We start from the raw sequence: 25,747 nt of genomic DNA, 5'->3' as shown, positions 1-25,747 counted from the left end.
CGCATAAGCTTCAAGCATGATCGAGGTTCCCATGACGCAGCTTCCTGCCCGTGCCGGTGTCGGTTTCAAGGCCGAACATGCCCAAGATATCTTTGGCAATGACCCTGCTGTTGGCTGGTTTGAAATCCATCCGGAAAACTACATGGTTGCCGGTGGTCCGCGTCTTGCGATGCTTGAAAAGCTGTGTGCGCATTATCCGGTCTCCATGCACGGGGTCGGGCTGTCGCTGGGCGGCGGAGAGACGCTAAGTGAAAATCACTTGGCCGACCTCAAGCGTCTGGTTGACCGCTTCGATCCCGCCATGGTGTCGGAACATATTGCTTGGTCCTCGCACGAGGGTCTTTATATGGCCGATCTGTTGCCAACACCGATGACCAAAACGTCACTGGATCATTTGGTGCAGGCCATTGAAACCGTGCAGGATTATATCGGGCGTCGGATCCTGATTGAAAATCCGACCTCTTATATGCCGCTCCCGCAAAACTCGATCCCCGAACTTGATTTTATTACCGAGGCCGCACGTCGTAGTGGCTGTGGTTTGTTGATTGATGTAAACAATGTTTACATTTCTGCGCATAATCTGGGTTTTGATGCTGGGGCATTCATTGCTGCGGTGCCCGGTGACCTGGTGGGTGAGATCCATCTGGCCGGGCATGAGCGCGATGCCAATCCGGATGATGATGTTCTTATTGATACCCATTCCCGTCCGGTTGCCGATCCGGTTTGGGCATTGTTTGATCAATTGATTTCCCGCATTGGTCCGCGTCCGACCCTGATTGAATGGGATAATGATGTGCCGGGATGGGATGTGCTGGCTGCGGAAGCCGCCCTTGCCGATCGATATCTTGATCATGGCGCAAAACCGCTGCTTGAGGCGGCGTCATGAGGGACCTTGACGCATTCTATGCGGGTTTTTCTGCTGCGGTAACGGATTGTGATCCTGCGGCCCGTCCATCCGGGCTGGATGATGCCGGGCAGCGACGCTTTGCGATTTATCGCAACAATGTTCATCGCGGGCTTTCGGATGCCTTGGCGGCGGCTTACCCCACCGTGACCAAGCTGGTGGGCGAGGGGTTCTTTGCCGGGTTGGCGCAACAGTTCGTTGCCGCCGAAGGTGTGCGCCCCGGATCGCTTGCGCTTTATGGTGCGGGGTTTGCGGATTTTCTGGCGAAGCACGATGTTACCAAGCGGCTTCCTTATCTTGCCGATATCGCCCGGCTGGAACGGGCGCGCCTAATTTCGCTTAATGCTGCGGATGCGGAGCCACTTGGTGCGCAACATCTGGCAGGAAAAGAAGATCAACTGGCATCCATGCGGTTTGAGGCTCATCCGGCATGCCATTTGATTGCATCAGATCATCCGATATTTGCGATCTGGCAGGCGCAAAATCCGATTGATGATGCAGCAGGCGAGAGAACCAAAATCATCCAGCGTGCTGAAACGGTGCTGATCACGCGGCCCATGATGGAGGTTGCGATACGCTCCCTCACGCCCGCGCAGGCGATCTTTGCCAAGGTACTTCTGGCTGAGAAACTTGATCTTGAAGCGGCATGTGAACGTGCAGGCGCGGTCGATGAGGATTTTGATGTAACGCGCAGTTTTGCCGATCTTTTAATTGCCGGGGCTTTTGTTGCCCCAAATGACGTGACGAAAGGAAACGCGCATGCGTTTGAATGATGTGCTTGGGACCTATGCCCGCATGGATGACAAATTGAACGGGCTTGGCGGGCGCGATCATCTTGGACTGATTGTGCGATTGATGTTCCTGGTGTTGCTGCTGCCCTATTACATCAATAGTGCGCTGACCAAGATTGATGGCTTTGGCCTCAGTGCCGGTGCATTTGCGCAAATCCTGCCGCCAATTGCCGAGCAATATCTGTATGACACGGCCGCCATTCCGTTTTTCCCGTGGCATCTGATCGTTTGGGCCGGAACGCTGGCTGAATTTGTTCTGCCGATCCTGATCATTGCCGGGGTGCTCACGCGCTTAAGCGCACTTGGCATGATCGGCTTTATTGCGGTTCAGACGATTGTTGATATCGTTTTCCACGGTGCAAGTGCCGGTGCACTTGCCAATGGCCTGCCGAACGAGCTTCTTGATCAGCGGTTGCTGTGGGTTTTCTTGCTGGGGCTTTTGGTCTTTAGCGGGGCGGGGAAATTTTCCGTCGATAAGATCATCATGAAGCTGCGCGCCTAAGCGCAGCTTTTCCCTTATTTGCCGACCGCCATGCTGGTCGGGGCGACGGCACCATCACGCAGGCTTGCCAGATAATCCTGGCTGATGTCATGGACCGCCATGATATGTCCATAAAGCAAATCTTCGGCGGCCTTCACATCGCCGCGCAGGATCGCATCAACAATGCCCTGATGTTCCTCATGTGATGATGCAAGGCGGGCAAGGCTTTGGAATTGCACGCGGCGGAACGGGGCAACGCGCCTTCGAACCGAGAGCGTTACATCGACCAGTACATCATTGTGGGTGCCGCGATAAAGCGTGTTGTGAAATGACCGGTTAAGGGTTTCATAGCTGTCGCTATCGCCCAATCGCACCGTTTCGGCCAATTCATGATGAAGGCGTTCAAGGTTGTGGCGCTCGCCACTTGTCATGCGCTTGGCGGCCAATCGGCCGCACATGCCTTCAAGCTCGGCCATGCTTTCAAACATTGCGGTCAGGCGTTCCGGGGTTGCAAGCGATACATAAACCCCGCGATTGGGGATCTTTTCCGCCAATTCGGTTGCGGTCAAAAGCTGCAACGCCTCGCGGACCGGAGTGCGTGACACGCCAAACCGTTTGGCCAAAAGCGGTTCTTCCAAACGCTGCCCCGGGGGCAGCTTACCCTTCACAATGTCATCTTCCAGCGCCTGACATAGCTGCTGGGCGATGCCAACCGGCTCGTTTTGTTCAGGCGGGGTAGAGAGCGTTTGGCGAAGCTCGATCATCTGACGTTGGAACCCTTCTTGCGAGGTTTGGTTGATCTCCTCTTATTCGGATGTATACACCAATTTTTGCATCAAGGCCAAGTTTCTCAAGGGTTGTAGAATCTATGTCTTTTTCGCTGCCATTTTTTGCATATTTTTTGTGCGATAAAAATGTGCAACGCAGAATATAGAGTAAATATTGTGCATTTTAAGTTTCCGTGAATCCGGAGAAATCTATTTAAGTCATTGAAAAATATGAAATGGCATGTGTGTTGCAAGATGTATACACAATGCGGAATGCATTCCGTTGAGATTACGTTTCATAGAAATAGCTATCTCTATCAGGGAGACATCAATGACAAACGTTAAACGGCGCGACTTTCTGACCAAGTCGGCAATCGGTGCAGCAGCGACCGGGGCCGGGGTGATTGCCGCCCCGAACATCGTCCGTGCACAGGAAACCTTTAACTGGAAAATGACCAATGCCTATGGTCCGGGATCACCATTTTATGTGACCGGTCCGGGCAGCCCGGAAGATTTCTGCAAACGCGTGACCGAAATGTCGAATGGTCGTCTGAACATTCAACATTTTGCCGCGGGTGAGCTGATCCCGGCCCTTGAAGGCTTTGACGCGGTTCAGGCCGGTACGGTCGAAATGAATGCGGCGAACGCCTATTTCTGGGCAGGTAAGATCTTTGCCGCACAATATTTCACGACGGTTCCGTTTGGCCTGAACTTCCAGGGTGTGAATGCCTGGCTGTATCATGGTGGCGGGCTTGAGCTCTGGCATGAGGTTTATCAGCCCTATGGTCTGGTGGCCTTCCCGATGGGCAATACCGGCGTTCAGATGACCGGTTGGTTCCGTGAACCGATCGAAAGCCTTGATGATTTCAATGGCCTCAAGATGCGTATCCCGGGTCTGGCGGGTAAGGTTTATCAACAGATCGGTGTCGAAGTGAAATTGCTTCCGGGTGGGGAAATCTTCCCGGCACTGGAACGCGGCGTGATTGATGCGGCCGAATTCGTTGGCCCGTATCAGGACCGTCGTTTGGGGCTGCAAAAGGCTGCGAAATACTACTACACCACCGGCTGGCATGAGCCGTCCAACGTGACCGAGCTTCTGATCAATCAGAAAGCCTGGGAAAGCCTTCCGGCTGATCTTCAGGCGATTGTCAAAAACGCGGCACAGGCGTGCAACCTTGATAGCCATTCCTGGTGCGAAGCCAACAATGCAGCAGCCCTGCGTGATCTGGTCGAGAACTTTGGCGTTACCGCTCAGACACTTCCAGACGAAGTCGTCACCAAGCTTAAAACCATCACTGCTGAAACGCTTGAAGCCGAAGCCGCCAAGGACCCGATTACGAAAAAGGTCCACGACAGCTTCATGGCCTTCCGCGATACCCACCGTGAATGGGCCGCGATCAGTGAAAAGCCTTATCACGGCATCATTTCTTCCAAAGGCGGGATGAGCTGATATGAAATCGACCCGTACTGAACCGCTGCCAGACCGTATTTTGGGTCTTATCGTTGATATCGCCGGATGGGGGGCCGCGATCAGTGGTCTTGCCCTTGTACTGGTGGTCGGAGGGAATGTGTTGCTGCGCTATCTGTTTAATTCCGGAAGTGTCGCGATGCAGGAACTTGAATGGCATCTGGTCTCCCCGATTGCCTTGATGGGGATGGCCTATGGCATGCGCCATGGCGGTCATGTGCGGGTCGATTTTCTTTATGAACGTCTGGGTCCACGGGCCCAGGCGATCATTGATCTGATCTCGGCCGTTTTGATGGCGATTCTGGGTGGGGCATTGATCTGGTTTTCGATCCCCTATGTCGAACAATCCATCATGATGGGCGAAGGGTCCCCGGATCCGGGCGGACTGCCATATCGCTTCTTGCTGAAGGCCTTCATCCCGATCGGGTTTGGCTTGCTGCTGACCCAGGCGATTGCCCAGGGCCTTATGAATTATCGTCAAATTATCGCCGGTGAAAGCGGCGAACCTGCCTTTGATGCATCCCGTGCGGTTCCGCAAAGCGGTGCAGGAGACTAATCAGACATGACCGGAAATGAATGGCTGGCCATTGGCATGGTCGGGGGCTTCTTTGGCTTCCTCGTGCTTGGTGTGCCGGTGGCGATCTCGCTTGCGATTTCGGGATTTGCCTTTGGAATTATGGGGTTTGGTACCGGTTTGTTTAACTTGTTGCCGGCCCGTATTTACGGGGTTGTTACCAACTATACCCTGCTTGCCTTGCCGCTTTTTATCTTCATGGGGGTGATGCTTGAAAAGTCAAAGCTGGCCGAAGAACTAATCGATGTGATCGGTCATGCCATGGGGCGGCTCAAGGGCGGTATGGGCCTTGCCATCGTCATTGTCGGCGTTTTGATGGGGGCGTCATCGGGTGTGGTGGGCGCGACTGTGGTGACGGTTGGTTTGCTATCGCTTCAGCCGCTGATTAATCGCGGCTATGACAAGGGGGTGGCAAGTGGCGTGATTTGCGCATCGGGCACCCTTGGTCAGATCATCCCGCCCAGTCTGGTATTGATCCTGCTTGCTGATATTTTGGGTGAGTCAGTCGGGACATTGTTTGCCGCGGCCATGGTGCCGGGCTTGATCCTGGCCGGGATGCTCGGGCTTTATCTTGTGCTGCTGGGCATCTTCAAGCCCGACATGGTGCCCGCGATCCCCAAGGATGAACGCGATGCCATGAATACGCAGCAATTGTTGATCAAAATTGCCAAGGTGGTTGTGCCGCCATTGGCGCTGGTCTTTGCTGTGCTTGGATCAATCGTTGGCGGGATTGCCGCCCCGACAGAAGCCGCATCGATGGGTGCGTTGGGCGCGCTGTTGCTGGCTTTCGTCACGCGGCGTTTGTCCTTTGGCGTCATGCGCGATGTTTTGCATGACACGCTTATCACCAGCGCCATGGTGTTCTTCATCCTGATTTGTGCGCAGCCCTTTGGTCTGGCCTTCCGGGGGCTCGGCGGTGAGGGGCTTGTTCATGCCATGTTTGAATGGGTGCCGGGCGGGGATATGGGCAACCTTCTATTCATGATGGGCGTGATCTTTGTACTTGGCTTCTTCCTTGAATGGATCGAGATTTCCTATATCGCGCTTCCGATGTTCTTGCCGGTCTTTATCAATAGCGGGATCGACATGGCATGGCTTGCGATCCTGGTTGCGATGAACCTGCAAACAAGCTTCCTGACGCCACCTTTTGGCTGGGCGCTATTCTTCCTTAAAGGTGTCGCACCGCCATCGGTTTCAACGGTTGATATCTATCGCGGCGTGATACCGTTTATCGGCATTCAGGCGCTTGCCCTGATCTTGTTGTTTGTCTTCCCGGAATTGACCAGTTGGCTGCCAAATCTGATCGGGTGGTAAACAGGATTTCGATACCGGTATTCTACGATGTGAAAAGGCGCTGAACGGAAAAGAAAAACGGCGCTATGAACAAATCAAACGGACATGTGGCGTGTTTCGCGCCCATGTCCGAACCGTTACGGCAGGGAGGCCAGAAGGCGATGCTACGTTCAAGAACTGCACTGGGTGGCATGGTCACCGCACCCCATCATCTGGCCGCAGAATCCGGGCGTGACATCCTGCGTGAAGGCGGAAATGCGGTCGAGGCCATGATTGCCGCGGCGGCCACCATCGCGGTGGTCTATCCACATATGAACGCGATTGGCGGCGATGGTTTCTGGCTGATTTCCGAGCCTGGCAAAGACCCGGTTGCCATTCGCGCCTGTGGCGGTGCAGCAGGTCTTGCGACCCCGGAATTCTATCGCGAACAGGGTAAGGCCGCGATCCCGGCCCGTGGCCCATTGGCGGCCCTAACAGTGGCGGGGGCAATCGGCGGCTGGATCAAGGCGGCCGAGGTCGCAGGATCACTTGGCGGCAATATCCCGATGGCACGCCTGATGGCCGATGCGGTTCATCATGGCAAAGCCGGTGTGCCCGTAACCAAATCGCAGGTCGAACTGACCACAACCAAAATGGCCGAGCTTAAAGGCTCGCCGGGTTTTGTGGAGACTTATGCCGCCAACGGTATTCCCGCCCTTGGCGATGTGCTGAAGCAACCAGCCCTTGGTGCGACGCTTGAGCATCTTGGCCGGGTTGGGTTTGATGATTTCTATCGCGGCGATATCGCGCGGAGCAATGCGCGCGGGCTTGAGGCGGTCGGAAGCCCGATCCGGCTTTCGGACCTTGAGGCCTATCACGCCAAAATCATGACGCCACTTTCGGTCAAACTTTCAACCGGCACCGTGTTTAACATGGTCCCGCCTACGCAAGGTGTGGCGTCCCTGATGATCCTTGGTCTGTTTGACCGTCTGGGGCTTTCCGGCGCGCCGTTGGATGGATTTGATCATATCCATGGATTGATTGAAGCAACCAAACGCGCGTTCCTAAAGCGGGATGCACATGTTGGCGATCCCGGCCGGATGACGATTGATCCGATGTCGCTGCTTTCAAGTGATTTGCTTGACGCCGAGGCCGCGAAAATCGATATGAACAAAGCCCTTCCTTGGCCGCATGTCGCTAAGCCGGGCGATACGATCTGGATGGGGGCGGTGGATGCCAATGGCGTTGCAGTCAGTTATATCCAAAGCATCTTCTGGGAATTCGGATCTGGCATTGTCGTGCCAGAAACCGGTGTGTTGTGGCAAAACCGCGGTGCCAGCTTCACGCTGCATGATGGCCCCAATCAGTTGGGCCCGGGCCGTTTGCCATTCCATACCCTGAACCCGGCACTGGCCAAGCTCAATGACGGATCGGTCCTGACCTATGGCACCATGGGAGGCGAGGGACAGCCACAAACCCAGTCGGCGATCTTCACCCGCAATGTGATGTTCGGCCAGGACCTGCAAGAAGCAGTCAGCGCCCCGCGCTGGTTGCTGGGCAAGACATGGGGCGAAGACACGACAACGCTTAAACTCGAAAACCGCTTTGACCCGGCCCTGATCGAACAACTCAAAACAGCCGGTCATACGGTCGAAGTCGTTGGGCCCTATGAGGACATGATGGGTCATGCCGGTGGCATTCGATTGAAGCCCAATGGCGTGATGGAAGGGGCGGCTGATCCGAGGGCGGATGGTTCGGTTGCGGCGCTGTGAAGCCGCGTGGAAGCCATTGGTTTCAAAAAAAAACGGCAATCGTTTCTGTTGAAGCCCCGAATGAGCTAATTGGTTGATTCGCCGGTTGGTTTTGCTACCTTTGTGTTGTGGGCCTGTTCGCTTTAAGCAACGGAGCAGTTTAGCAAAGGAAGTGATGCCTTGAGTATGACAGTTTTAGTTCTGATCGGTGTCCTTGTATTTCTGGCCGTCTTGTTTGGCTATGGGGTCAGTTTGTATAACCGGCTGGTATCCCTGCGACAGGCCGTTCAAGAAGGCTGGAGCGGGATCGATGTTCAACTGAAACGTCGAAGTAATCTGGTGCCCAACCTTGTGGAGACGGTCAAAGGTTACGCTGCGCACGAAAAGAAACTGTTCGAGGAAGTGACTGAACTCCGGGCTAAAACGTCAGCAGCCGGTCCGGAAAATGCGCCACAGAGACAGGAACTTGAAGGGCAGCTTTCGACGGCGTTGATGCGCATCATTGCGGTTTCCGAAGCCTATCCGGAATTGCAGGCCGATAAGACCTTTATCGAATTGCAGACTGCACTTACAGAGTTGGAAAATCAGATTCAGATGGCGCGGCGATATTATAACGGCACTGTTCGCGAGTTGAATATTGCCGTGCAATCCTTTCCTGACAACATTGTCGCAGGCAGTTTCGGCTTTGCCGAGTGCAGCTACTACGAGGTCGAACATGTGATCGATCGCCAGACGCCCAGTGTGAAATTCGATTAATGTTTTCCGATGCAAAAGGTATGGCGATACGCAGCTTCATGCGCCTTTTGATCCAGGGCGCTTGGTGCATTCTTGCTTTTGGGTTGGTTGCTATCTTCCCGGTTGGTCCGGCTGCCGCCCAAAGCTTTTCAGAACGCATTACTGATTTCACTGTCAACATAGTGATTGATCGCAGCGGATCGATTTCGGTGCGTGAAGACATTTCGGTCTATGCCAACGGCACCCAGATCAAGCGCGGCATCTTTCGTGATATTCCATTGGTCGTTGCGTTGCCGTCTGGTTTCTATCAGGTTAGCCAAATCGAGATCAGCCGCGTGTTTCTGGATGGCCGTGACGTTGCCTATCGCACCGAAAACATCGGCAGGGATATTCGCATCTATATCGGCGAGCCTGATCAGTTGCTTTCGTTTGGAGATCATACATTTACCCTGATCTATCGGATGAAGGATCAAGTGTCGTTTGGTGATGGCATCGACGAGTTATATTGGAACGTCACGGGCAATCGCTGGCAATTCACCATTGATAAAGCCCGCGCCACCATTCATTTGCCGGATGATGCGGTTCGGACCAGTTTTGCGGCCTATACCGGATATGAACGTGAACGCGGCGCGCAGTTTCGTGTGCCCAAACCCGATAACGGCAATGTCTTTACAGTCGAAACCACCGAAAAACTGGTGCCTGGCAAAGGGCTGACATTTGCGGTGTCATGGCCGGCTGGTCATGTTGTGCGGCCAGAAGGCCCGATCAATCTGGACCAGTTGATACGCGACAATATTGGCATTGTCATCGGCTTTGGGATTTGGTTTTTGCTGGTAGGTTATCTCATTTGGGCATGGTCCAGGTTTGGCAAAGATCCTGCTGGCCCAGCTGTTATACCGCGGTTTGAGCCGCCAGAAGGCATGTCTGCAGCCAAGGTGGGGTTCTTGTGGCGCAATGCATCGGCCGGGCGAACCTATGCTAGTCGGGCCTTTGCCGTTGTCCTGACCAGTCTTGCCGTGAAAAAGCGTCTGTCGATCAGTGTCACCGGGCATGAGGAATATGTTCTGGGCAAATTGTCGGGCAAGATTGATGACCTTTGCGATGATGAGCAAACCGTTTTCAATTCTCTGTTCCGAGAAGCAGGTTTTTCTGAAATCATCATTGGCGACGAATATCGCCAGGAAGTGCAAAGTGCCCATAACTGGTTGGCCAAAATCTATGCACCAACCAATCGCGACACTCATTTCATCCGCAATGACCGCGCCTGGCGGATCGGATGGGTGATCGGCACGTTGTCATTGCTGGCTGTGGTGTTGCTTGATCCGTCGATTGCTGCGCACGACGCAGAAAGCTATGTCGGGGCGTTGGTTGGTTGTGTGATCTTTTCAGTCGGCTTCATGATGGTGTTCAATGTCCTGCGTCGTTTCTGGTCGGGTATGTCAGCCGGGGACGGCTGGTATGTCCGGCTGATCCGCGTGCTGTTAATAGGTGCTGGTTTCATGGTGCCGTTTTTCGGGGTTGCGGTGATCTTGGCCGGGGTAATGTCACCGGTTGCCATCGGGGTTGCGGCATTGCCGGTTCTAACCTGTGCGCTGTTTGGCATCTGGCTTGAAGTTCCCAATACGGCGTTTCTCACGGTTCGCGCCGAAATCGAAGGTTATCGCCGCTATCTGACCATGGCCGAGGAAGACCGACTTAATTTTGCCAGCCGCGAAATGGGCGATGCCATTGCCTTTTTTGAAAAGCATTTGCCCTTTGCCATGGCCCTTGATGCCGAACAGGTCTGGACCGAACGGTTCGAAGCCTTTTTGAAATCATGCGCCTCGACCGATCCAAATGCGGTGCAATCCTATGATCCGGCATGGTATCGCGACAGCCGACGCGGTTGGCACGGTCTTGGTGATTTCGGATCGCGCAGTGCAGGGCGGCTTGGTGCGGTGGCAGTATCGCACGGGGCGCCATCAATACCTTCGACTGGCTTTGCATCGCGCGGTGGCGGTTTTTCCGGGGGCGGTCGTGGCGGTGGCGGTGGGGGCGGTTGGTAATAACAAACGCGCGCCGTATCCAAATGTCATCGCACTGATGCTGCCTTGCTGCTTCAGGAAAACTCCCAATCAATCACATGCCGATATGTCTCGCCGGGTTTGAGCCACGGGCTTGGAAAGTCCGGGTTGTTGGGGCTGTTGGGGTAGGTTTGCGGTTCAAGCGCAATGCCGCCTGATGTGTGAAGCGGCACATCGTTTTCGGTTTTCATCGCATCATTGAAATGCTGTGCGAGGTAGAATTGCAAACCGGCCTCGGTGGAAAACAGTTTGATCGACCGTTTGCTGACGGGGTCTGAAAGGGTTGCGATCTGGCGCAGCTCACCGCGGGGTCCGGTCAGGCAGAAGTTGTGATCAAAGCCCTGCGAAGTATGGGGCAGCATATCGGAAATCCGCGCCGGACTTCGGAAGTCATAACCGGTCCCCATCACCTCGCGGATTTCGCCCGTCGGGATCAGTTTGTCATCAACCGGAAGCCATTGATTGGCGTTGATTTGCAAGACGTGATCGCTGGCGGTTTTATCAAACGTGCCCGTCAGGTTCCAGTAGGCGTGGCTTGTCATGTTGACCGGGCAGGGCTGATCGCAGGTGGCGGTGATTTCAAGACGCAGGCGATTGTCCGCAACCAGTGAATAGGTCGCAGATGCGCTCAGAGTGCCCGGATATCCCTGATCCCCCGCGGGCGAGGTCAGTTTAAACGTAACGCTGCGTTCTGTTTGATCGGCAATGGTCCAGAGCCGCCTGTCAAAACCATCCGGTCCGCCGTGCAGGTGGTGTTCGCCTTCGTTGGCGGCAAGCTGAGCAATATCCCCGTTTTCATCCGGATAGCGCGACTTTTCGATGCGATTGGCATAACGCCCGCACACCGCCCCGATATAGCTATCCTGATCAAGATAGGCGGCATCATCGATGAGGTTGACCGCGATATTGGTTTCCGATCCGTCCTTCAGATCACGCAAATATACCCCGCAAAGGCGCGCGCCAAGCGCAGAAACCAATACGCGAATCTGAGAGCTCTCTAATGCAGCGCGGGGGGCATTTTCGCCCTTTTGAAGTGTGTTGGTGTGGGGTTTTGCCATGTATGGTATCGCGATGGTTTGTGACATTCGATTCTTGCCAAGATATTGATTTTTATTGGTTTAGCCAAGTTTTAATGTCGCTTGGCGCGATCACTCTGAAGGATGATGCACTATATGGTTGAGGGCTCAGAAATCATATTGTAATACTATATGGCTTTTAAGCAATAAGCCACTCTTAGGGAGGAAATCGTGGTAAGTTTTAAGAAGATGGCAGTTTCTACTGCCGCAATGGGTGTTGCACTTGGTCTTTCAGTCTCGGCCCATGCTGAAATGATGATCGGTTTCTCGCAGATCGGTTCGGAAAGTGGCTGGCGTACGTCTGAAACGGCGTCGATCAAGGCCGAAGCTGAACGTCGTGGAATTGATCTGAAATTCTCCGATGCACAGCAGAAACAGGAAAACCAGATCAAGGCAGTCCGTTCTTTCATCGCGCAGGGCGTGGATGGCATTCTTCTGGCACCGGTTGTTGAAACCGGCTGGGACCAGGTTCTTAAAGAAGCAAAAGACGCCGGCATTCCGGTCGTCCTCGTTGACCGTGGTGTTGATGCAAGTGAAGACCTGTATCTGACCAAAGTGGCATCGGACTTCGTGGTCGAAGGTGCACTGGCCGCCGCATGGCTGGCTGCTGAAACCAATGGCGTTTGCGACGTTGTCGAACTGCAGGGAACAGTTGGCTCGTCTGCGGCCAATGACCGCAAAGAAGGTTTTGAGTCCGTTGTTTCGAACTTCCCGGGCATCAATATCATCCGTTCGCAGTCTGGTGACTTCACCCGTTCGGGCGGCAAGGAAGTTATGGAAAGCTTCCTGAAGGCTGAAAACGGTGGTGCTAACATCTGTGCGGTTTATGCACATAATGATGACATGGCACTTGGTGCCGTTCAGGCGATCAAGGAAGCCGGCCTGAACCCGGGCGACGATATGCTGATCGTCTCGATTGATGCGGTGCCTGATATCTTCAAGGCAATGGCCGATGGCGATACCAACGCCACCATCGAGCTGAACCCGCATCTGGGTGGTCCGTCCTTCGACGCGATCAAGGCATCGATGAATGGCGAAGAAGTGCCGAAATGGATCAAGGCCAATGGTCCGCTTTTCCTGCCTGATACCGCAGCAGAAGAATACAAAATGCGCAGCAAATAACATACGAGCCGGTCGTCGTGGCCTTCGGGCCATGGCGAGCGCTTGTTGCTGACCATTTGCATCGGACGTACCCCATGCCTTACGCGTGGCGGTGCGTCCGACCGTATCAGGCATAAAAATCAGAAATTGTGGGAGAGGGGCAGAAACATGTCAGTGGGCGCACTTTCTGCCAGGGCGGAACAGGCCGATGACACTGTGCTTTCGGTGCGCGGTGCGGGAAAGTTCTTTCCGGGTGTGAAGGCATTACAGGATGTTGATTTTGACCTTGCGCGGGGTGAAATTCACGCGCTTTTGGGTGAAAACGGGGCAGGTAAATCGACCCTGATCAAGGTCATTACCGGGGTGCATCCGCGTGACGCGGGCGCGGTCCTTTTGGAGGGCACGGAAATCCATCCGCAACATCCGGGCGATGCGCAAGCATTGGGGATTTCCACGGTCTATCAGGAAGTCAATCTGGTGCCGACATTATCGGTTGCCGAAAACCTGATGCTGGAACGCCAAACCCGGAAATTCGGACTGATATCCTGGAAAAAGACCGGGGCCGACGCCAAACAGGCACTTGAGACACTGGGTCTTGATATTGATGTCAATCGGCCGCTTGGATCCTATTCGGTGGCGATCCAGCAATTGGTGGCGATTGCACGCGCCGTGGCCCTTGATGCCAAGATGCTGATTTTGGATGAACCGACCGCATCCCTTGACGGCGAAGAAATCCAGACGCTGTTTCGCATCATGCGCGAATTGCGCGACAAGGGATTGGGCATTGTTTTTGTCACCCATTTCCTGGATCAGGTTTATGCCATCACCGACCGAATTACGGTGCTGCGTAACGGTCGGTTGGTTGGCACCTTTGTCACCAAGGAACTCCCGCAGATTGATCTGATCAATCATATGCTGGGCCGTGAACTGGCCGAGGTCAGCGCACATCGTCATCAGGACGAAGGAAACTATGCCGGGCGAAAACGGCAAATCCAGATCAAGAATTTGGGCAAGAAACGCGTGCTTGAACCGGTGTCGCTTGATCTGCACGCAGGCGAGATTGTTGGTCTTGCCGGGCTTTTGGGATCAGGCCGTACAGAGCTTTCCGAGCTTGTCTTTGGTGCGCAAAAAGCTGATAGCGGTCTGGTCTTCATGGATGGGGAGCCGGTCATGCTGCGATCCCCGCGCCATGCGATCCGTTCAGGATTTGGCCTGTGCCCTGAAGACCGCAAACAGGACGGCATCGTTGCCGAACTAAGCGTGCGTGAAAACATCGTGCTGGCTTTGCAGGGGCGGCGGGGTTGGTTGCGTCCGATCCCGCGTGCCGAACAGCAGCAATTTGCCGATGACATGATCAGGGCGCTTGGCATCGCCACACCCGATAGTGAAAAGCCCGTCGGCCAGCTGAGCGGTGGCAATCAGCAAAAGGTCATTCTGGCCCGTTGGCTGGTGTCCAAGCCGATCCTTCTGATTTTGGATGAGCCAACGCGCGGCATCGATGTCGGTGCGCATGCCGACATCATCAAACTGATCAAGGAACTCTGTGACGAAGGGCTGGCATTGCTGGTGGCGTCATCCGAGCTTGAGGAAATCGTTGCCTTTGCCGACCGGGTTGCAGTGATGCGCGATCGTGAAAAGGTCACCGAGCTGGTCGGGGCCGACATTACCCAGACCAACATCATCGAGGCGATTGCACGATGACCAGTTTGCAAGACAAAAAGAAATTACGGGAAAGCAGCACCATGTCTGCATCTTCTTTGCTAAGCCGGCAATGGTTTGGCCCGGTCGCGGCACTGGTTTTGATCATTGTCGGGATTGGCGTTATCTCGCCGGACTTTTTCAATATCCGCATCGTTGACGGGCATCTTTATGGATCGCTGGTCGATGTGGTTCATCGCGGTGCGTCCACGGCCCTTGTTGCGGTCGGAATGGCGATTGTGATCGGCACGCGCGGTATTGATCTTTCGGTTGGCTCGATCATTGCCATATCGGGTGCGGTCATGGCGGTTCTGATCCGCGATACCGATTTGCATCCCGCCGTGATTATTCTCGCCGCCCTTGGGGCCGGGATATTGTGCGGGCTTTGGAATGGCATTCTGGTGGCGTTCCTTGATATCCAGCCGATCATTGCCACCCTGATCCTGATGGTGGCCGGGCGCGGCATCGCGCAAATGATCACCGGTGGTCAGATCGTGACTTTCCATGGCGAATTCTTTGAGGCAATCGGCAGCGGGTATCTTTTCGGTATTCCGTGGCGGGTGATTATTGCGGCGGCCGTGATTGCTGCGATCTTCTTTGTGATGCGCAAAACCGCCCTTGGCCTGTTTGTCGAATCAGTTGGCGGCAACGCGCGTGCAAGCCGGGTAGCCGGCATTGACGCACGCGGTATCAAACTGATGGCTTATGCCGCATCCGGGCTTTGTTCCGCCTTTGCCGGGATCATTATTGCGGCGGACATTCGCGGGGCGGATGCCAACAATGCCGGGCTGTGGCTTGAACTGGACGCCATCCTGGCGGTTGTGATTGGTGGGGCGTCGCTTATGGGCGGGCGGTTCTTTATCGCCATGACCGTGATTGGCGTTTTGATCATTCAGGCGCTAACGACGGGTATCCTTCTGTCGGGTTTGCCATCGCAATACACCCTGATTGTGAAAGCCGCGGTGGTGATGGTGGTGTTGCTGGTGCAGGCACCAAAATCCCGCGAGATGGTCAGTCAGGCGATGGAACGCTTCAAGCAGGGGAAATCAGATGAAAATTAATGAACGTTTCTATCCGATCCTTGCGACGTTGGCGGTTCTCGCCCTGCTATATGGATACGGGATTTTTGAACATCGCGCCTTTTCCGATACCTATGTTTTGGGCGCGCTTCTGACCGACAATGCGTTTTTGATCATCACCGCAATCGGCATGACGTTCGTCATCCTGTCGGGCGGGATTGATTTGTCGGTTGGCTCGATGATTGCCTTTATCGGCGTTTTGATGGCCGAGCTTGTCACCGGCTTTGGCATGCATCCGGTAATGGCGGCATTTATATCACTGATTGTCGGATCGGCATTTGGTGCCTTCATGGGCGTGATCATTGCAAAGTTCGATATTCAGCCCTTTATCATCACGCTTGCCGGCATGTTCTTTTTGCGCGGCGTGTGTTTCCTGATCAATCTGGACTCTGTTCCGATTGACCATCCGTTCGTTGCAGCCTTTAGCGGATTTAAAATTCCGCTGCCGGGGCGGGGCTGGCTGACCGCGTCAGCTGTCTTGATGCTGGCGACCGTAATCGGCGGGGTGGTGATTGCCCATTACACGCGCTTTGGCCGCAATGTTTATGCCATTGGCGGGGATCGTCATTCGGCAGAGCTTCTGGGCATCCCGGTCCATAGCACCATCATTCGCGTCTATACCCTGTCGGGCTTCTTCAGTGCGCTTTCGGGTGTGGTGTTTGCCTTTTACACCGCATCTGCCTATCCGCTGGCGGCAGTCGGGGTGGAGCTTGATGCGATTGCCGCTGTCGTGATTGGTGGCACGCTTTTGACCGGCGGGATGGGCTTTGTCTTGGGGACGTTCTTTGGTGGGATCATCATGGGTGTGATCCAGACCCTGATCGCCTTTGACGGATCGCTCAACAGCTGGTGGACCAAGATCATGATTGGCGCATTGCTGTTTGGCTTTATCGTCCTGCAACGTCTGATCACCAGGTCCTTTTCGGGCATGCGGGCCGGGGCGACATAAGGCCTTTCGCAAATCGCAGACAAACAAAAACGGGCGCCAGTTGGTGCCCGTTTTCTTATGACGCGTTCTTTAAAATGCTGCAGTCAGACCGCAGCATAAATCCTAAAGCCCGATCTGATCCCAATCGTGATCAACCGACATGCCAAGCTGCTGACGAAGCTGGCGCATGGTGCGGCGAAGCAGTTTGTGCATGGCGGCACGGGCTTCTTCCGGATCACGGTGGCTGATGGCGGCATAAACCGCATGGTGATCGGGCAGGGACTGCACATGGGCCGCCGGACCACCTGATGACAGGCGGAACGATCCGATCAGGGCTGTTTCAATCAACATGCCAAAAGACTTCATGAAATCGTTGGCCGATGCATTCAAAATCGCCTGATGGAATTCAAGGTCAGTGATATAGACCGCCTCGGTGCCTTGTTCGGCATTTTCCATGGCGTCATAGGCATTCGAGATCGCCTTGATTTCTTCTGCCGTTGCGCGAACGGCCGCCATGGCAGCGGTATTGGGTTCAATGATCAGGCGCGTTTCAAACAGCGCATAAAGGAATGCCGGGTCCGGGTCCGGGAAGTGCCAGGACAGGACATCGGGATCAAGGAGGTTCCAGCTTGAACGCGGTTTGACGCGCGTGCCGGTTTTCGGACGGCTTTCAATCAGACCCTTGGCTGATAGGATTTTGATCGCCTCGCGCAAAGCGGTGCGCGATACATCAAGCGATTCACTTAACGCCGCCTCGGTCGGAAGAACATCACCCGGTGCCAATTGGCCCGAAACAATCCGTGCCCCCAAATCGTGGGCGACGATGCTGTGCAGGCTGCGTTTGGCATAGGTTCTCGACATAGACGACATTAAATTCCCTCCGGCGCGGCCTTAGTTGAAATGCGTGCGAAAAGGCAAAGGCCCGCTTTGATATTATTCATATAATATGAATTAATTTTCGGGGCAACTTATCTGGCACCGTCAATGCCTTGTGCTGCAAAGCATATAATTATTTCAGCACGGTCCAGATGGTCACACGTAGGCGATCACGAAGGTGGCTCTGTTATAAACCACTGCGCGACAGATCGAAAGATAACTCTGTACCTGTTTGACGCTTGACAGGTCCGGATATCCTGATCATTAATGTTATTGTATGAAGAATTAAAAGGCAAAATTTTCAGGAGGAAGCATCATGGTATCGCAAAGGGCATATGATCCGGATCGCTAACCCGGATTGATCATCGGATGATGCAGCAGGGCTTTTGATGCCAAAGGGAAAGAAATTTCTGCTGCGCTGCACATTTCCGGTTTGATGCAAATTCTGTCAATTTTAGATCGAAATCACCATTGGTCGCGCGGGCGAGTCCCGATGCGCCGTGGCACACATAACCAGACGACGGGAGATGACACGATCATGTCTGATCGCATGCCGACACACTACACCAGCCTTGAAGACAAATCGGTATTCATCACCGGTGGTGCATCGGGCATTGGCGAAGCCATTGTCACCGCCTTTGTCGAGCAGGGCGCAAAAGTCGCCTTTGTCGACATCATGGAAGATTGCGGCAACGCGCTTGTTGAAAAGCTGTCCAAGGATGCGCGCAATGCGCCGCTCTTTATCAAATGTGATCTGACCGATGTCGCAGCCCTTCAGGCAGCCGTGGCCAAGGCGGCAGAGATCAATGGTCCGATCACGGGGCTGATGAACAATGCAGCCAATGATACCCGCCACAAATGGCAGGATGTCACACCGGAATACTGGGATGAACGCCAGGCAATCAACATTCGCCCGTCCTTCTTTGCCATTCAGGCGGTCGCACCGATGATGCAAAAGGCCGGTGGCGGTGCGATCATTAATTTCGGTTCGGTCAGTTGGATGATGGGGCAGGGCGGCATGCCGGGTTACACCACGGCAAAGGCGGCAACCCATGGCCTGACACGCGGCATGGCACGCGACCTTGGCAAGGATCATATCCGGGTGAATACCCTTGTACCCGGTTGGGTCATGACCCAGCGCCAACTTGATCTTTGGGTCGATGAAGCCGCAGAACGCGAAATTGATGAGCGTCAGTGCCTTAAGAACAAGGTGATGCCACAGGATATCGCGCGCATGGCGCTGTTCCTGATTTCCGATGAAAGCCGGATGGTAACCGCCCAGAACTTTATCGTTGATGGCGGTTGGGTCTGATCACCACGCAAGACCCGATTTGTCAGCAACCCACGACCAACAAAGAATGATCAGGACAGAATTCATGAGACTGGTTCAATACAAGGATACCGCAGGCGCGCAACATGTCGCCGTTGTTGAAGATAGCGACACCCTGATTGCGCTGAGTGGTGTTTCAACCACCCGCGAACTGGCAAGCATCGCGATTGCGCAAGGCACCACCATGGTCGAGGCCGCCAAGGCCCACCTTGGCGAGGAGCGCCTTGATTACAATGCGATTGCCAAGGAAGGCCGTCTTCTGCCGCCGATTACCCATGCTGATCCGGCGCATTTCCTTGTCACCGGAACGGGCTTGACCCATCTGGGGTCGGCATCTGCACGTGCAAACATGCACAAGGCCGATAACAAGGCGGCTGATGAAACAGATTCCATGAAGATGTTTCGCATGGGTGTTGAAGGCGGCAAGCCCACGGCAGGCGAAAAGGGTGTTCAGCCTGAGTGGTTCTATAAGGGCGACGGCTCCATCGTTTCAAACCCGGGTGCGGATATCCCAAGCCCGTCCTTCGCCCTTGATGGCAGCGAGGAACCCGAAATTGCCGCGATATATGTGATCGATCCCGACGGCAATCCGGTGCGCATCGGCTTTGCGATTGGCAACGAGTTTTCCGATCACGTGATGGAACGCCAGAACTACCTGTATCTGGCGCATTCAAAGCTGCGCGCATGCTCGATGGGGCCGGAACTTTTGCTGGGTGACCTGCCAAGCCACGTTGAGGGTACATCCCGCCTTTATCGCGATGGCAAGGTCATCTGGGAAAAACCGTTCCTGAGCGGCGAAGACAATATGTCCCATACGCTTGCCAATCTCGAATATCACCATTTTAAATATGACCTGTTCTGCCGCCCGGGCGATGTGCATGCGCATTTCTTTGGCACCGCAACGCTCAGCTTTGCCGATGGCATCACGACCCAGGATGGCGATGAGTTTGAAATCGAAGCAGCCCCGTTTGGCCGCGCGATCCGCAACCGGCTCAAGGTTCAGGCCGAACGTCCGGTTGTTGTGAAAACCATCTGATTTTTCGGGAATTCTTGTAATTCCAAGGGGCGTAAAAGCCCCGTCTCCCTCCGAACGACACGACCTCCCCCGGCGCAGCAATGTGCCGGGGTTTTCTTTTGCGTCATGTTGGGGGAAGCATGGTAGGTCGTTTGAAATGACAAAGGGCAGCGAATGAAGCGCTGCCCTTTGCATTGATATCCTGCGGTGGTGACGCGAAGGGGGACTATGCCTGTTCGCTTACGGCCGGGGCCGGGCGGAGCACCATCGTTACGACGATGGAGGCAACGATCAGGACGGTGCCGCCGACGGCGAACACACCCATGGCACCGGTGAAATCGACCAGAAGTCCGCCAAGAACCGCACCGCTGGCAATTGCGGTCTGGAAGCCTGCGACAACAAGTCCGCCGCCGCTTTCGGCTTCATCGGGAACCGTACGCGTGATCCAGGTTGACCATGCAACCGGAACGCCGCCAAATGCTGCACCCCAGATCGCAACAAGAACGATGGTCGGGTTGAGCGCGCCATTGATCATGACCATGCCAAGGGTTGCAAGACCCATGATAAGTGGCATCAGGGCGATGGTCATGCGAAGCGATTTTGCGATCAGCGATCCGGCCAGATGGGTGCCGATAAAGTTGGCAATCCCGAAGCCCAGAAGCACACCCGATACGCCCACGGTTGCTACACCCGTCACATTTTCAAGGAACGGGCGGACATAGGTGAACAGGGCAAAGTGACCGGTGATGATGATGACCAGTGAAAACAGGCCAAACTTCATGCCCGGACGATTGATCAAGTCAATCAGGGTGCGAAGCGACGCACGACCACGCGGCGGCAGGGACGGCAAGGTCATGAATTGCACGATAAAGGTAATCGCACCAATGCCAGCCGCCAGCATGAAGACTGCCCGCCAACTGATAATGTCACCCAGGAAACTGCCCACCGGGGCGGCAAAGACGGTGGCCGCCGAAACGCCGCTAAACATGATGGCAAGCGCGCGAGGAACGCTTTTTTCCGGCACAAGGCGCATGATGGTGGCGGCCGACATGGTCCAGAAACCACCAAGGGCTATACCAAGCAATACGCGGCCAAACAGCAGGAAGGCGAAGTTTTCGGCAATTGCCACCATGATGCTTGAGATGATCAGAAGGACTGAAAAGCTGAGCAACACATGGCGACGATCAAACTTGCGGGTGAGGGTGGCGATCAGAAGGCTTGTGATCATGGCAAGGATGGCGGTGGCCGAAATGGCCTGACCTGCGAGGCCTTCGGATACGTTTAGATCATTTGCGATGGGGGTCAGCAGACTGACCGGCAGGAATTCTGCCGTCACCAGTCCAAAAACCCCAAGCGTCATCGAAATCACGGCAGCCCACGCAGCTGGGGCGGGCGCAGATGATTGGCTTGACGCTTGTTGGGGGCGAGATTGCAGTTCACTCATGGAAAGTCCTTTGAGTTGGTGTTTTGCATTGCACCTAAAATAGTCTGGACCCGTCGGACGATCTATGACAGTTTGTCCGTAGTTGTTGATCAATCGTCCGAAATGTCATGTCACCAATCCCCAATACAGACTTCAATAGCCCGTCAGACCATATCGAAGGCCAGTTCAACACGTCTGGTCATGACATGGTTAATGAGCTTCTTTCTGGTGTTCGCCTGCGCGGTCTGGATTATCGCCGGATTGAAATTTCCGCGCCCTATGGCCTGCGCTTTGGCGAGGATCAGGATGAAACACGCGCGTGGTTTCATTTCATCGGCCAGGGCACGGTGCATTTGCGGACCAAAAGCGGGGCGACGCATGTTTTGGGGTGCGGGGATGCGGTGCTGTTGCCCTGTGCGGCCATTCACGATCTTTACAGCGAAGATGGCGTGGCACTGCGCAGTGTGGATGATTTTCAAAAGGCGCGGCTCTGTGATGCGGCATCGGAAATCCGGGCCTGTGAGGCTGATGTTTGCCGATCCAAGGACAATCTGATTTTCAGCTGTGCGATGGAGTTTGATCTGGGCTGGTTGCACCCATTGGCGCATTTAAAGCCCGAAGTCATGCATATCGAAACGGTGCCTGATCATGATCCGCAAATCCCGGCAATTCTGGATGTCATGACGGCCGAGCTTCGTGCCAAGCGTCCGGGCTATGGCGTGATCCTGACAAGGCTTGCCGATGTTGTGGCGGCCGCGATCCTGCGGCGCTGGGTTGAGGCGGGATGTGATGTGTGTGGCTGGGTCGAAGCGGTGCGGGACCCGAAACTGGCGCGCGTTTTGGCGGCCCTTCATAAGGAGCCGGGACGCAACTGGTCAGTGGCGGATATGGCAACGGAAATGGGTATGTCGCGTTCGGTCTTTGCCGAACGGTTTGTCGAGCTGACCAAATCCACCCCGCAGCAATATCTGACCAATCTGCGTATGCGTCTGGCCAGCCAGTGGATCAGCCGCGAAAACTTGTCGCTTGATGAAGTTGCAGATCGTCTTGGCTATGCCTCGGTCGCGGCATTCAGTCGCGCGTTCAAGCGCACCACTGGTAAATCGCCCGGTGCCATCCGGCATATTGATTACGCGTCGCCGTAAATGGCGTGCTGTGCACTTCGTGCCGCAGCTTGAAGCTTGGTCAGAAGGATGTCGCGGTTTTGCACGAGCGTTGCCGGGGACGCACCAAATACCGAAAAGGCCGAAATCATCTTGCCATGTTGCGTCGTGATCGGAACGGCGATGGCATAGATGTCATGTTCGCGTTCGCCATTATTGGTCGAAAATCCTTGTGCGCGGATGGTGGCGAGTTCTGATTTCAGGGTATCGATATCCGTAATCGTGTGATCGGTCTTGTTGGTCAGATCGGCATTCGTGAAATAGCGGTCCTGATCCGCCGCACTCATATGCGCCAGCCACAATTTTCCATGCGCGGTGCAGAAGGCATCGAGTTTCGAGCCAATCCGGATATCGACATAAAGTGCGCGGTCGGGCAGGGCCTTGGCGATGCAGACCGCCATATCGCGATCAAATTCGGTCGCCATGCAGGCCTCCCCGGTGTCACGTGCCAACTGATCTAAAACGGGTTGCAGCATCATCGGCAGATTATCGCCCTGCAACACCCGGTCACCCAGATCAGCAAACATATAGCCCAAGCGAAATACACCGCGTGATGTTGCGCGCAATGCACCGGCATGGACCAGTGTGTGCAGGAAACGGTGGGCTGTGATCATATTGATGCCAAGGGCATCTGCCGTTTCCTTGGCGGTCAGCTCCGACTTCCCGGCCGCAAACAGATCAAGAATTTTAAACGCCTTAAGGACAGAGCCGTTGAGCTGACTGGTCATGGTTTTCCATTCGTTGGAGGGCGATGGCAGGGTGCGCCAATTGCGCAAAGCGGTGCTGCCGGACGCTGTGCTTGACGGCGACCGGATTTCAATAATAAACTATATTATAAATCATATTTCAAATATAGAAATATAGAGCGTATAAATCAAGAGGCGTCTGATGAAAAACGACACGCAGGAAAAATCCGGCCAAATCACGCTGACCGCCGGTGGGGCGGTTCTGGCCCGGATGAAGGCCATCGGGATTGATTATATCTTTGCCAATTCGGGGACTGACTTTCCGCCGATCATCGAAGGCCTGGCCGAGGCCGCGGCAAAGGATATCGATCTTCCGCATGCCTTGATCATGCCGCACGAAAATGCGGCGATGGGCATGGCGCATGGCTATTACCTTGCGACCGGAAAAACCCAGGCGGTGATGGCGCATACCAATGTTGGTCTTGCCAATTGTGCGATTGGCGCGATCAATGCCGCGACAGAACATGTGCCGGTTGTTTTGATGTCTGGCCGAACCCCGGTGATGGAAAAGGGGCGACTGGGCGCGCGCACCGTGCCAATCGGCTGGGGGCAGGAAATGCGTGATCAGGCAGCTCTCGTGCGGGAAAGTTCCAAATGGGAGTACGAGCTTAAATTCCCTGAACAGGTTCCCGAAGTCGTCGATCGTGCCTATGCGATTGCATCATCGGTGCCCAAAGGCCCAACCTATGTCAGTTTGCCGCGTGAAGTTCTGTGCGAACCCTGTCCGGGGGATGAGATTGATGGGCCGCTTCGCATGCAGCCGGTTCCGGTAGCGCCCCCGCAGGCATCGGTCGAGCAGGCTGCAGACATTCTGGCCAATGCCAAGAACCCGGTGATCATTGCCCAGCGTGGTACAGGAACGGCCGAGGCGTTTAAACGTTTCGGTGATCTTGTTGATCAGTGGGGCATCCCGGTCGTGCAATATTGGGCGATCCAGCTTGCGATTAGTACCGAACATCCGATGTTTGCCGGGATGGATCCAGCACCCTGGTTAAAGGATGCCGATGCGGTGGTGGTGATTGATTGCCTGGCCCCATGGTCGCCCGATATCCATAGCCTGCGCCCGGATTGCAAGGTTGTTCAGATCGGCCAGAACCCGCTTTATTCCCGCTTCCCGGGCCGTAACTTTGCGGCAGACATTTCACTGGTTGGTGAAACCGGTGATGTGATCATGATGCTGGCGGAGGCGATGGATCGTCGTCACGCCGATCATGGTGCAAGCTGTTCGGATCGTCGGGGCAAGATTGCCGCGATCAATACCGAAACCCGCAAGCAGGCACTGGCAATTGCCAATGCGGGTGCAGTTGATCCGATGACCAAGGCCTATGTTTCGCGCTGTCTTTCCGATGCGATTGCCGGTCGTGCAGCCACGGTATTTTCCGAACTTGGCTGCCCGCTGGAGCCATTGTCGCTGTCTGAACATAGCAGCTGGTATCAGGAGCCGCATTCAGGTGGCCTTGGCTGGTCCTTCCCGGCATCAATGGGCTATCAGCTGGCCGATAAGGATAAGCTGGTGGTCGCGACCATGGGTGATGGATCCTACATGTTCGCCAACCCGACAGCCTGCCATCAGATTGCCGAGGCGCTGGAACTCCCGATCCTGATCCTTGTTCTGAACAATAACGAATGGGGGGCAGTACGTCAGTCGGTCGCGGGGATGTATCCGAACGGCTATGCGGCGAAAACCAACGAAATGCCGCTAACAGCCCTTAAGCCCAGCCCGGACTTCACCAAGGTCGCCGAAGCCAGCCGTGCCTGGGTTGCCAAGGCAACGCGCCCGGAAGACCTTCCGGGTATCTTGCGTGACGCGATCAAACATATCGATACAAAACGCACCCATGCCTTGGTCGAGGTAACGATTGCTCCGTAAGGTTTGAATGCCGTAACGGAAAATTAAAACGGGCATCGAACATTTGATGCCCGTTTTTTATGGTTTTGTTGGGTGTCCTGACTATGATCGGCGGCAGAATTACAAACAGGGATATGAGCAGGGCATGGCAAAGCCAGAAGTTGCGACGAAATCGGATCAGACAAAGAACGGCAAACCGTTTGTTGATGTGCATAACGGCGTGCCGTTACTTGATACCGGTGTGAATTTCATTGGCGAGCAGGTCAGCTACCCCAAGGGCAAGGCAAAGATCAAATCGATGCTGGCCACCATGGAGCCGGGGCAGAAAACCGGCTGGCACAAACATGGTGTGCCGACTTATGGCTATATCCTTGAAGGTCAGATCACGGTTGATTACGGCGATGCCGGCAAAACAACCTATGTCGCGGGCGAGGGCGTGCTGGAAGCCATGGATCACTGGCATGAAGGCATCAATGATGGCGATATCCCGGCGCGTGTGGTTGTTGTCTTTATGGGGGCAGAAGGGGCCGAGAACGTGATTTATAAACCCGAGGACGGTGCCGAGTAGGGCAGTTGCGGCTGTGTTCGGGGTGTTTGGTGCCTATTCCTGCTTGGTTTTTCGGCAATGCGAAATGCCTGCTTGCATCGCAGGCAGTT

23 protein-coding genes are annotated in these 25,747 nt (G+C 54.9%); 18 read left to right on the top strand and 5 right to left on the bottom strand.

Features of this window, described 5'->3' with window-relative positions:
- Positions 1-31: 31 nt before the first annotated feature.
- The 3 genes from ACMZ66_RS04975 to ACMZ66_RS04965 are packed head-to-tail and all read left to right on the top strand — an operon-like array spanning position 32 to position 2,197.
- Entirely contained in the window at positions 32-886 is an 855-nt protein-coding gene (locus ACMZ66_RS04975; protein ID WP_416935023.1) for a DUF692 domain-containing protein, read from the top strand.
- Entirely contained in the window at positions 883-1,677 is a 795-nt protein-coding gene (locus ACMZ66_RS04970) for a putative DNA-binding domain-containing protein (RefSeq protein WP_416935022.1), read from the top strand. Before ACMZ66_RS04975 ends, ACMZ66_RS04970 begins: the two co-directional genes overlap by 4 nt.
- The gene (locus ACMZ66_RS04965; RefSeq protein ID WP_416935020.1) at positions 1,664-2,197 is read left to right on the top strand and encodes a DoxX family protein; all 534 of its coding nucleotides are present in this window, start codon (positions 1,664-1,666) and stop codon (positions 2,195-2,197) included. The genes ACMZ66_RS04970 and ACMZ66_RS04965 overlap by 14 nt, the downstream gene beginning before the upstream one ends.
- 14 nt (positions 2,198-2,211) lie before the next feature.
- Here ACMZ66_RS04965 and ACMZ66_RS04960 read toward each other — a convergent pair whose 3' ends face one another.
- Positions 2,212-2,940, bottom strand: coding sequence for a GntR family transcriptional regulator (locus tag ACMZ66_RS04960; RefSeq protein WP_416935018.1), 729 nt, complete (start codon positions 2,938-2,940; stop codon positions 2,212-2,214).
- Between the two features lie 334 nt (positions 2,941-3,274).
- Between ACMZ66_RS04960 and ACMZ66_RS04955 the strand changes: the two genes are divergently transcribed.
- From ACMZ66_RS04955 to ACMZ66_RS04930, 6 genes are all read left to right on the top strand, one after another.
- Positions 3,275-4,393, top strand: coding sequence for a TRAP transporter substrate-binding protein (locus ACMZ66_RS04955; RefSeq protein ID WP_416935016.1), 1,119 nt, complete (start codon positions 3,275-3,277; stop codon positions 4,391-4,393).
- A 1-nt stretch (position 4,394) separates the two neighbouring features.
- Positions 4,395-4,967, top strand: coding sequence for a TRAP transporter small permease subunit (locus ACMZ66_RS04950; RefSeq protein WP_416935014.1), 573 nt, complete (start codon positions 4,395-4,397; stop codon positions 4,965-4,967).
- 6 nt (positions 4,968-4,973) lie between these two features.
- A complete protein-coding gene (locus tag ACMZ66_RS04945) occupies positions 4,974-6,299 on the top strand; it encodes a TRAP transporter large permease (protein WP_416935012.1) in 1,326 nt (441 codons plus the stop codon).
- Positions 6,300-6,439: 140 nt separating this feature from the next.
- Entirely contained in the window at positions 6,440-8,029 is a 1,590-nt protein-coding gene (locus ACMZ66_RS04940; protein WP_416935010.1) for a gamma-glutamyltransferase family protein, read from the top strand.
- 165 nt (positions 8,030-8,194) lie between these two features.
- Entirely contained in the window at positions 8,195-8,764 is a 570-nt protein-coding gene (locus ACMZ66_RS04935; protein ID WP_416935008.1) for a LemA family protein, read from the top strand.
- Between the two features lie 20 nt (positions 8,765-8,784).
- Complete coding sequence (locus ACMZ66_RS04930) at positions 8,785-10,788, top strand: DUF2207 domain-containing protein (RefSeq protein WP_416935007.1); 2,004 nt, start codon at positions 8,785-8,787, stop codon at positions 10,786-10,788.
- A gap of 53 nt (positions 10,789-10,841) precedes the next feature.
- Here the strand turns inward: ACMZ66_RS04930 and ACMZ66_RS04925 are convergent, their stop codons facing one another.
- Complete coding sequence (locus ACMZ66_RS04925) at positions 10,842-11,864, bottom strand: aldose epimerase family protein (RefSeq protein WP_416935005.1); 1,023 nt, start codon at positions 11,862-11,864, stop codon at positions 10,842-10,844.
- A 189-nt stretch (positions 11,865-12,053) separates the two neighbouring features.
- On the opposite strand from ACMZ66_RS04925, the gene ACMZ66_RS04920 reads away from it, so the two are divergent.
- The 4 genes from ACMZ66_RS04920 to yjfF all read left to right on the top strand — a co-directional run bounded on the left by ACMZ66_RS04920 (position 12,054) and on the right by yjfF (position 16,709).
- Positions 12,054-13,004, top strand: coding sequence for an ABC transporter substrate-binding protein (locus tag ACMZ66_RS04920; protein ID WP_416935003.1), 951 nt, complete (start codon positions 12,054-12,056; stop codon positions 13,002-13,004).
- 147 nt (positions 13,005-13,151) lie between these two features.
- Positions 13,152-14,684 carry a sugar ABC transporter ATP-binding protein gene (locus ACMZ66_RS04915; protein ID WP_416935001.1) on the top strand — a complete coding sequence of 511 codons (1,533 nt, stop codon included), beginning with the start codon at positions 13,152-13,154 and terminating at the stop codon, positions 14,682-14,684.
- A 41-nt stretch (positions 14,685-14,725) separates the two neighbouring features.
- Positions 14,726-15,742 carry an ABC transporter permease gene (locus ACMZ66_RS04910; RefSeq protein ID WP_416934999.1) on the top strand — a complete coding sequence of 339 codons (1,017 nt, stop codon included), beginning with the start codon at positions 14,726-14,728 and terminating at the stop codon, positions 15,740-15,742.
- The gene (gene yjfF, locus ACMZ66_RS04905; protein ID WP_416934998.1) at positions 15,732-16,709 is read left to right on the top strand and encodes a galactofuranose ABC transporter, permease protein YjfF; all 978 of its coding nucleotides are present in this window, start codon (positions 15,732-15,734) and stop codon (positions 16,707-16,709) included. The genes ACMZ66_RS04910 and yjfF overlap by 11 nt, the downstream gene beginning before the upstream one ends.
- 102 nt (positions 16,710-16,811) lie before the next feature.
- Here yjfF and ACMZ66_RS04900 read toward each other — a convergent pair whose 3' ends face one another.
- On the bottom strand, positions 16,812-17,558 hold the full coding sequence (locus tag ACMZ66_RS04900) for a FadR/GntR family transcriptional regulator (protein ID WP_416934996.1): 747 nt from the start codon (positions 17,556-17,558) through the stop codon (positions 16,812-16,814).
- Positions 17,559-18,102: 544 nt separating this feature from the next.
- On the opposite strand from ACMZ66_RS04900, the gene ACMZ66_RS04895 reads away from it, so the two are divergent.
- Together ACMZ66_RS04895 and araD1 are read left to right on the top strand one after the other, a co-directional pair.
- Positions 18,103-18,876 (top strand): SDR family NAD(P)-dependent oxidoreductase, encoded by a 774-nt coding sequence (locus ACMZ66_RS04895; protein ID WP_416934994.1) that lies wholly within the window; start codon positions 18,103-18,105, stop codon positions 18,874-18,876.
- A 64-nt stretch (positions 18,877-18,940) separates the two neighbouring features.
- The gene (gene araD1 / locus ACMZ66_RS04890; protein WP_416934992.1) at positions 18,941-19,930 is read left to right on the top strand and encodes an AraD1 family protein; all 990 of its coding nucleotides are present in this window, start codon (positions 18,941-18,943) and stop codon (positions 19,928-19,930) included.
- 205 nt (positions 19,931-20,135) lie between these two features.
- Here the strand turns inward: araD1 and ACMZ66_RS04885 are convergent, their stop codons facing one another.
- Positions 20,136-21,269, bottom strand: a complete 1,134-nt coding sequence (locus ACMZ66_RS04885) for an MFS transporter (protein WP_416934990.1) — start codon at positions 21,267-21,269, stop codon at positions 20,136-20,138.
- 191 nt (positions 21,270-21,460) lie between these two features.
- On the opposite strand from ACMZ66_RS04885, the gene ACMZ66_RS04880 reads away from it, so the two are divergent.
- Entirely contained in the window at positions 21,461-22,477 is a 1,017-nt protein-coding gene (locus ACMZ66_RS04880; RefSeq protein ID WP_416934988.1) for an AraC family transcriptional regulator, read from the top strand.
- Here ACMZ66_RS04880 and ACMZ66_RS04875 read toward each other — a convergent pair.
- Positions 22,462-23,223 (bottom strand): IclR family transcriptional regulator, encoded by a 762-nt coding sequence (locus tag ACMZ66_RS04875; protein ID WP_416934986.1) that lies wholly within the window; start codon positions 23,221-23,223, stop codon positions 22,462-22,464. The two genes, ACMZ66_RS04880 and ACMZ66_RS04875, sit on opposite strands and share 16 nt — an antisense overlap.
- Before the next feature lie 160 nt (positions 23,224-23,383).
- On the opposite strand from ACMZ66_RS04875, the gene ACMZ66_RS04870 reads away from it, so the two are divergent.
- Both ACMZ66_RS04870 and ACMZ66_RS04865 read left to right on the top strand, forming a co-directional pair.
- Entirely contained in the window at positions 23,384-25,111 is a 1,728-nt protein-coding gene (locus ACMZ66_RS04870) for a thiamine pyrophosphate-requiring protein (RefSeq protein ID WP_416934984.1), read from the top strand.
- 124 nt (positions 25,112-25,235) lie between these two features.
- The gene (locus tag ACMZ66_RS04865; RefSeq protein ID WP_416934983.1) at positions 25,236-25,658 is read left to right on the top strand and encodes a cupin domain-containing protein; all 423 of its coding nucleotides are present in this window, start codon (positions 25,236-25,238) and stop codon (positions 25,656-25,658) included.
- Positions 25,659-25,747 lie beyond the last annotated feature (89 nt).

The sequence above is a fragment of the Thalassospira sp. genome (genome assembly GCF_048059015.1).
Lineage (GTDB): Bacteria > Pseudomonadota > Alphaproteobacteria > Rhodospirillales > Thalassospiraceae > Thalassospira.
Note: the sequence above shows the minus strand (reverse complement) of the source record. Positions and strands in the feature narration are given on the sequence as shown.

Excerpts from the sequence above, each read along its gene's own strand:
- ACMZ66_RS04975 (WP_416935023.1), top strand. The coding sequence starts at position 32 with ATGACGCAGCTTCCTGCCCGTGCCGGTGTCGGTTTCAAGGCCGAACAT.
- ACMZ66_RS04970 (WP_416935022.1), top strand. The coding sequence starts at position 883 with ATGAGGGACCTTGACGCATTCTATGCGGGTTTTTCTGCTGCGGTAACG.
- ACMZ66_RS04965 (WP_416935020.1), top strand. The coding sequence starts at position 1,664 with ATGCGTTTGAATGATGTGCTTGGGACCTATGCCCGCATGGATGACAAA.
- ACMZ66_RS04960 (WP_416935018.1), bottom strand. The coding sequence starts at position 2,940 with ATGATCGAGCTTCGCCAAACGCTCTCTACCCCGCCTGAACAAAACGAG.
- ACMZ66_RS04955 (WP_416935016.1), top strand. The coding sequence starts at position 3,275 with ATGACAAACGTTAAACGGCGCGACTTTCTGACCAAGTCGGCAATCGGT.
- ACMZ66_RS04950 (WP_416935014.1), top strand. The coding sequence starts at position 4,395 with ATGAAATCGACCCGTACTGAACCGCTGCCAGACCGTATTTTGGGTCTT.
- ACMZ66_RS04945 (WP_416935012.1), top strand. The coding sequence starts at position 4,974 with ATGACCGGAAATGAATGGCTGGCCATTGGCATGGTCGGGGGCTTCTTT.
- ACMZ66_RS04940 (WP_416935010.1), top strand. The coding sequence starts at position 6,440 with ATGCTACGTTCAAGAACTGCACTGGGTGGCATGGTCACCGCACCCCAT.
- ACMZ66_RS04935 (WP_416935008.1), top strand. The coding sequence starts at position 8,195 with ATGACAGTTTTAGTTCTGATCGGTGTCCTTGTATTTCTGGCCGTCTTG.
- ACMZ66_RS04930 (WP_416935007.1), top strand. The coding sequence starts at position 8,785 with ATGGCGATACGCAGCTTCATGCGCCTTTTGATCCAGGGCGCTTGGTGC.
- ACMZ66_RS04925 (WP_416935005.1), bottom strand. The coding sequence starts at position 11,864 with ATGGCAAAACCCCACACCAACACACTTCAAAAGGGCGAAAATGCCCCC.
- ACMZ66_RS04915 (WP_416935001.1), top strand. The coding sequence starts at position 13,152 with ATGTCAGTGGGCGCACTTTCTGCCAGGGCGGAACAGGCCGATGACACT.
- ACMZ66_RS04910 (WP_416934999.1), top strand. The coding sequence starts at position 14,726 with ATGTCTGCATCTTCTTTGCTAAGCCGGCAATGGTTTGGCCCGGTCGCG.
- yjfF (WP_416934998.1), top strand. The coding sequence starts at position 15,732 with ATGAAAATTAATGAACGTTTCTATCCGATCCTTGCGACGTTGGCGGTT.
- ACMZ66_RS04900 (WP_416934996.1), bottom strand. The coding sequence starts at position 17,558 with ATGTCGTCTATGTCGAGAACCTATGCCAAACGCAGCCTGCACAGCATC.
- ACMZ66_RS04895 (WP_416934994.1), top strand. The coding sequence starts at position 18,103 with ATGTCTGATCGCATGCCGACACACTACACCAGCCTTGAAGACAAATCG.
- araD1 (WP_416934992.1), top strand. The coding sequence starts at position 18,941 with ATGAGACTGGTTCAATACAAGGATACCGCAGGCGCGCAACATGTCGCC.
- ACMZ66_RS04885 (WP_416934990.1), bottom strand. The coding sequence starts at position 21,269 with ATGACGCTTGGGGTTTTTGGACTGGTGACGGCAGAATTCCTGCCGGTC.
- ACMZ66_RS04880 (WP_416934988.1), top strand. The coding sequence starts at position 21,461 with ATGTCACCAATCCCCAATACAGACTTCAATAGCCCGTCAGACCATATC.
- ACMZ66_RS04875 (WP_416934986.1), bottom strand. The coding sequence starts at position 23,223 with ATGACCAGTCAGCTCAACGGCTCTGTCCTTAAGGCGTTTAAAATTCTT.
- ACMZ66_RS04870 (WP_416934984.1), top strand. The coding sequence starts at position 23,384 with ATGAAAAACGACACGCAGGAAAAATCCGGCCAAATCACGCTGACCGCC.
- ACMZ66_RS04865 (WP_416934983.1), top strand. The coding sequence starts at position 25,236 with ATGGCAAAGCCAGAAGTTGCGACGAAATCGGATCAGACAAAGAACGGC.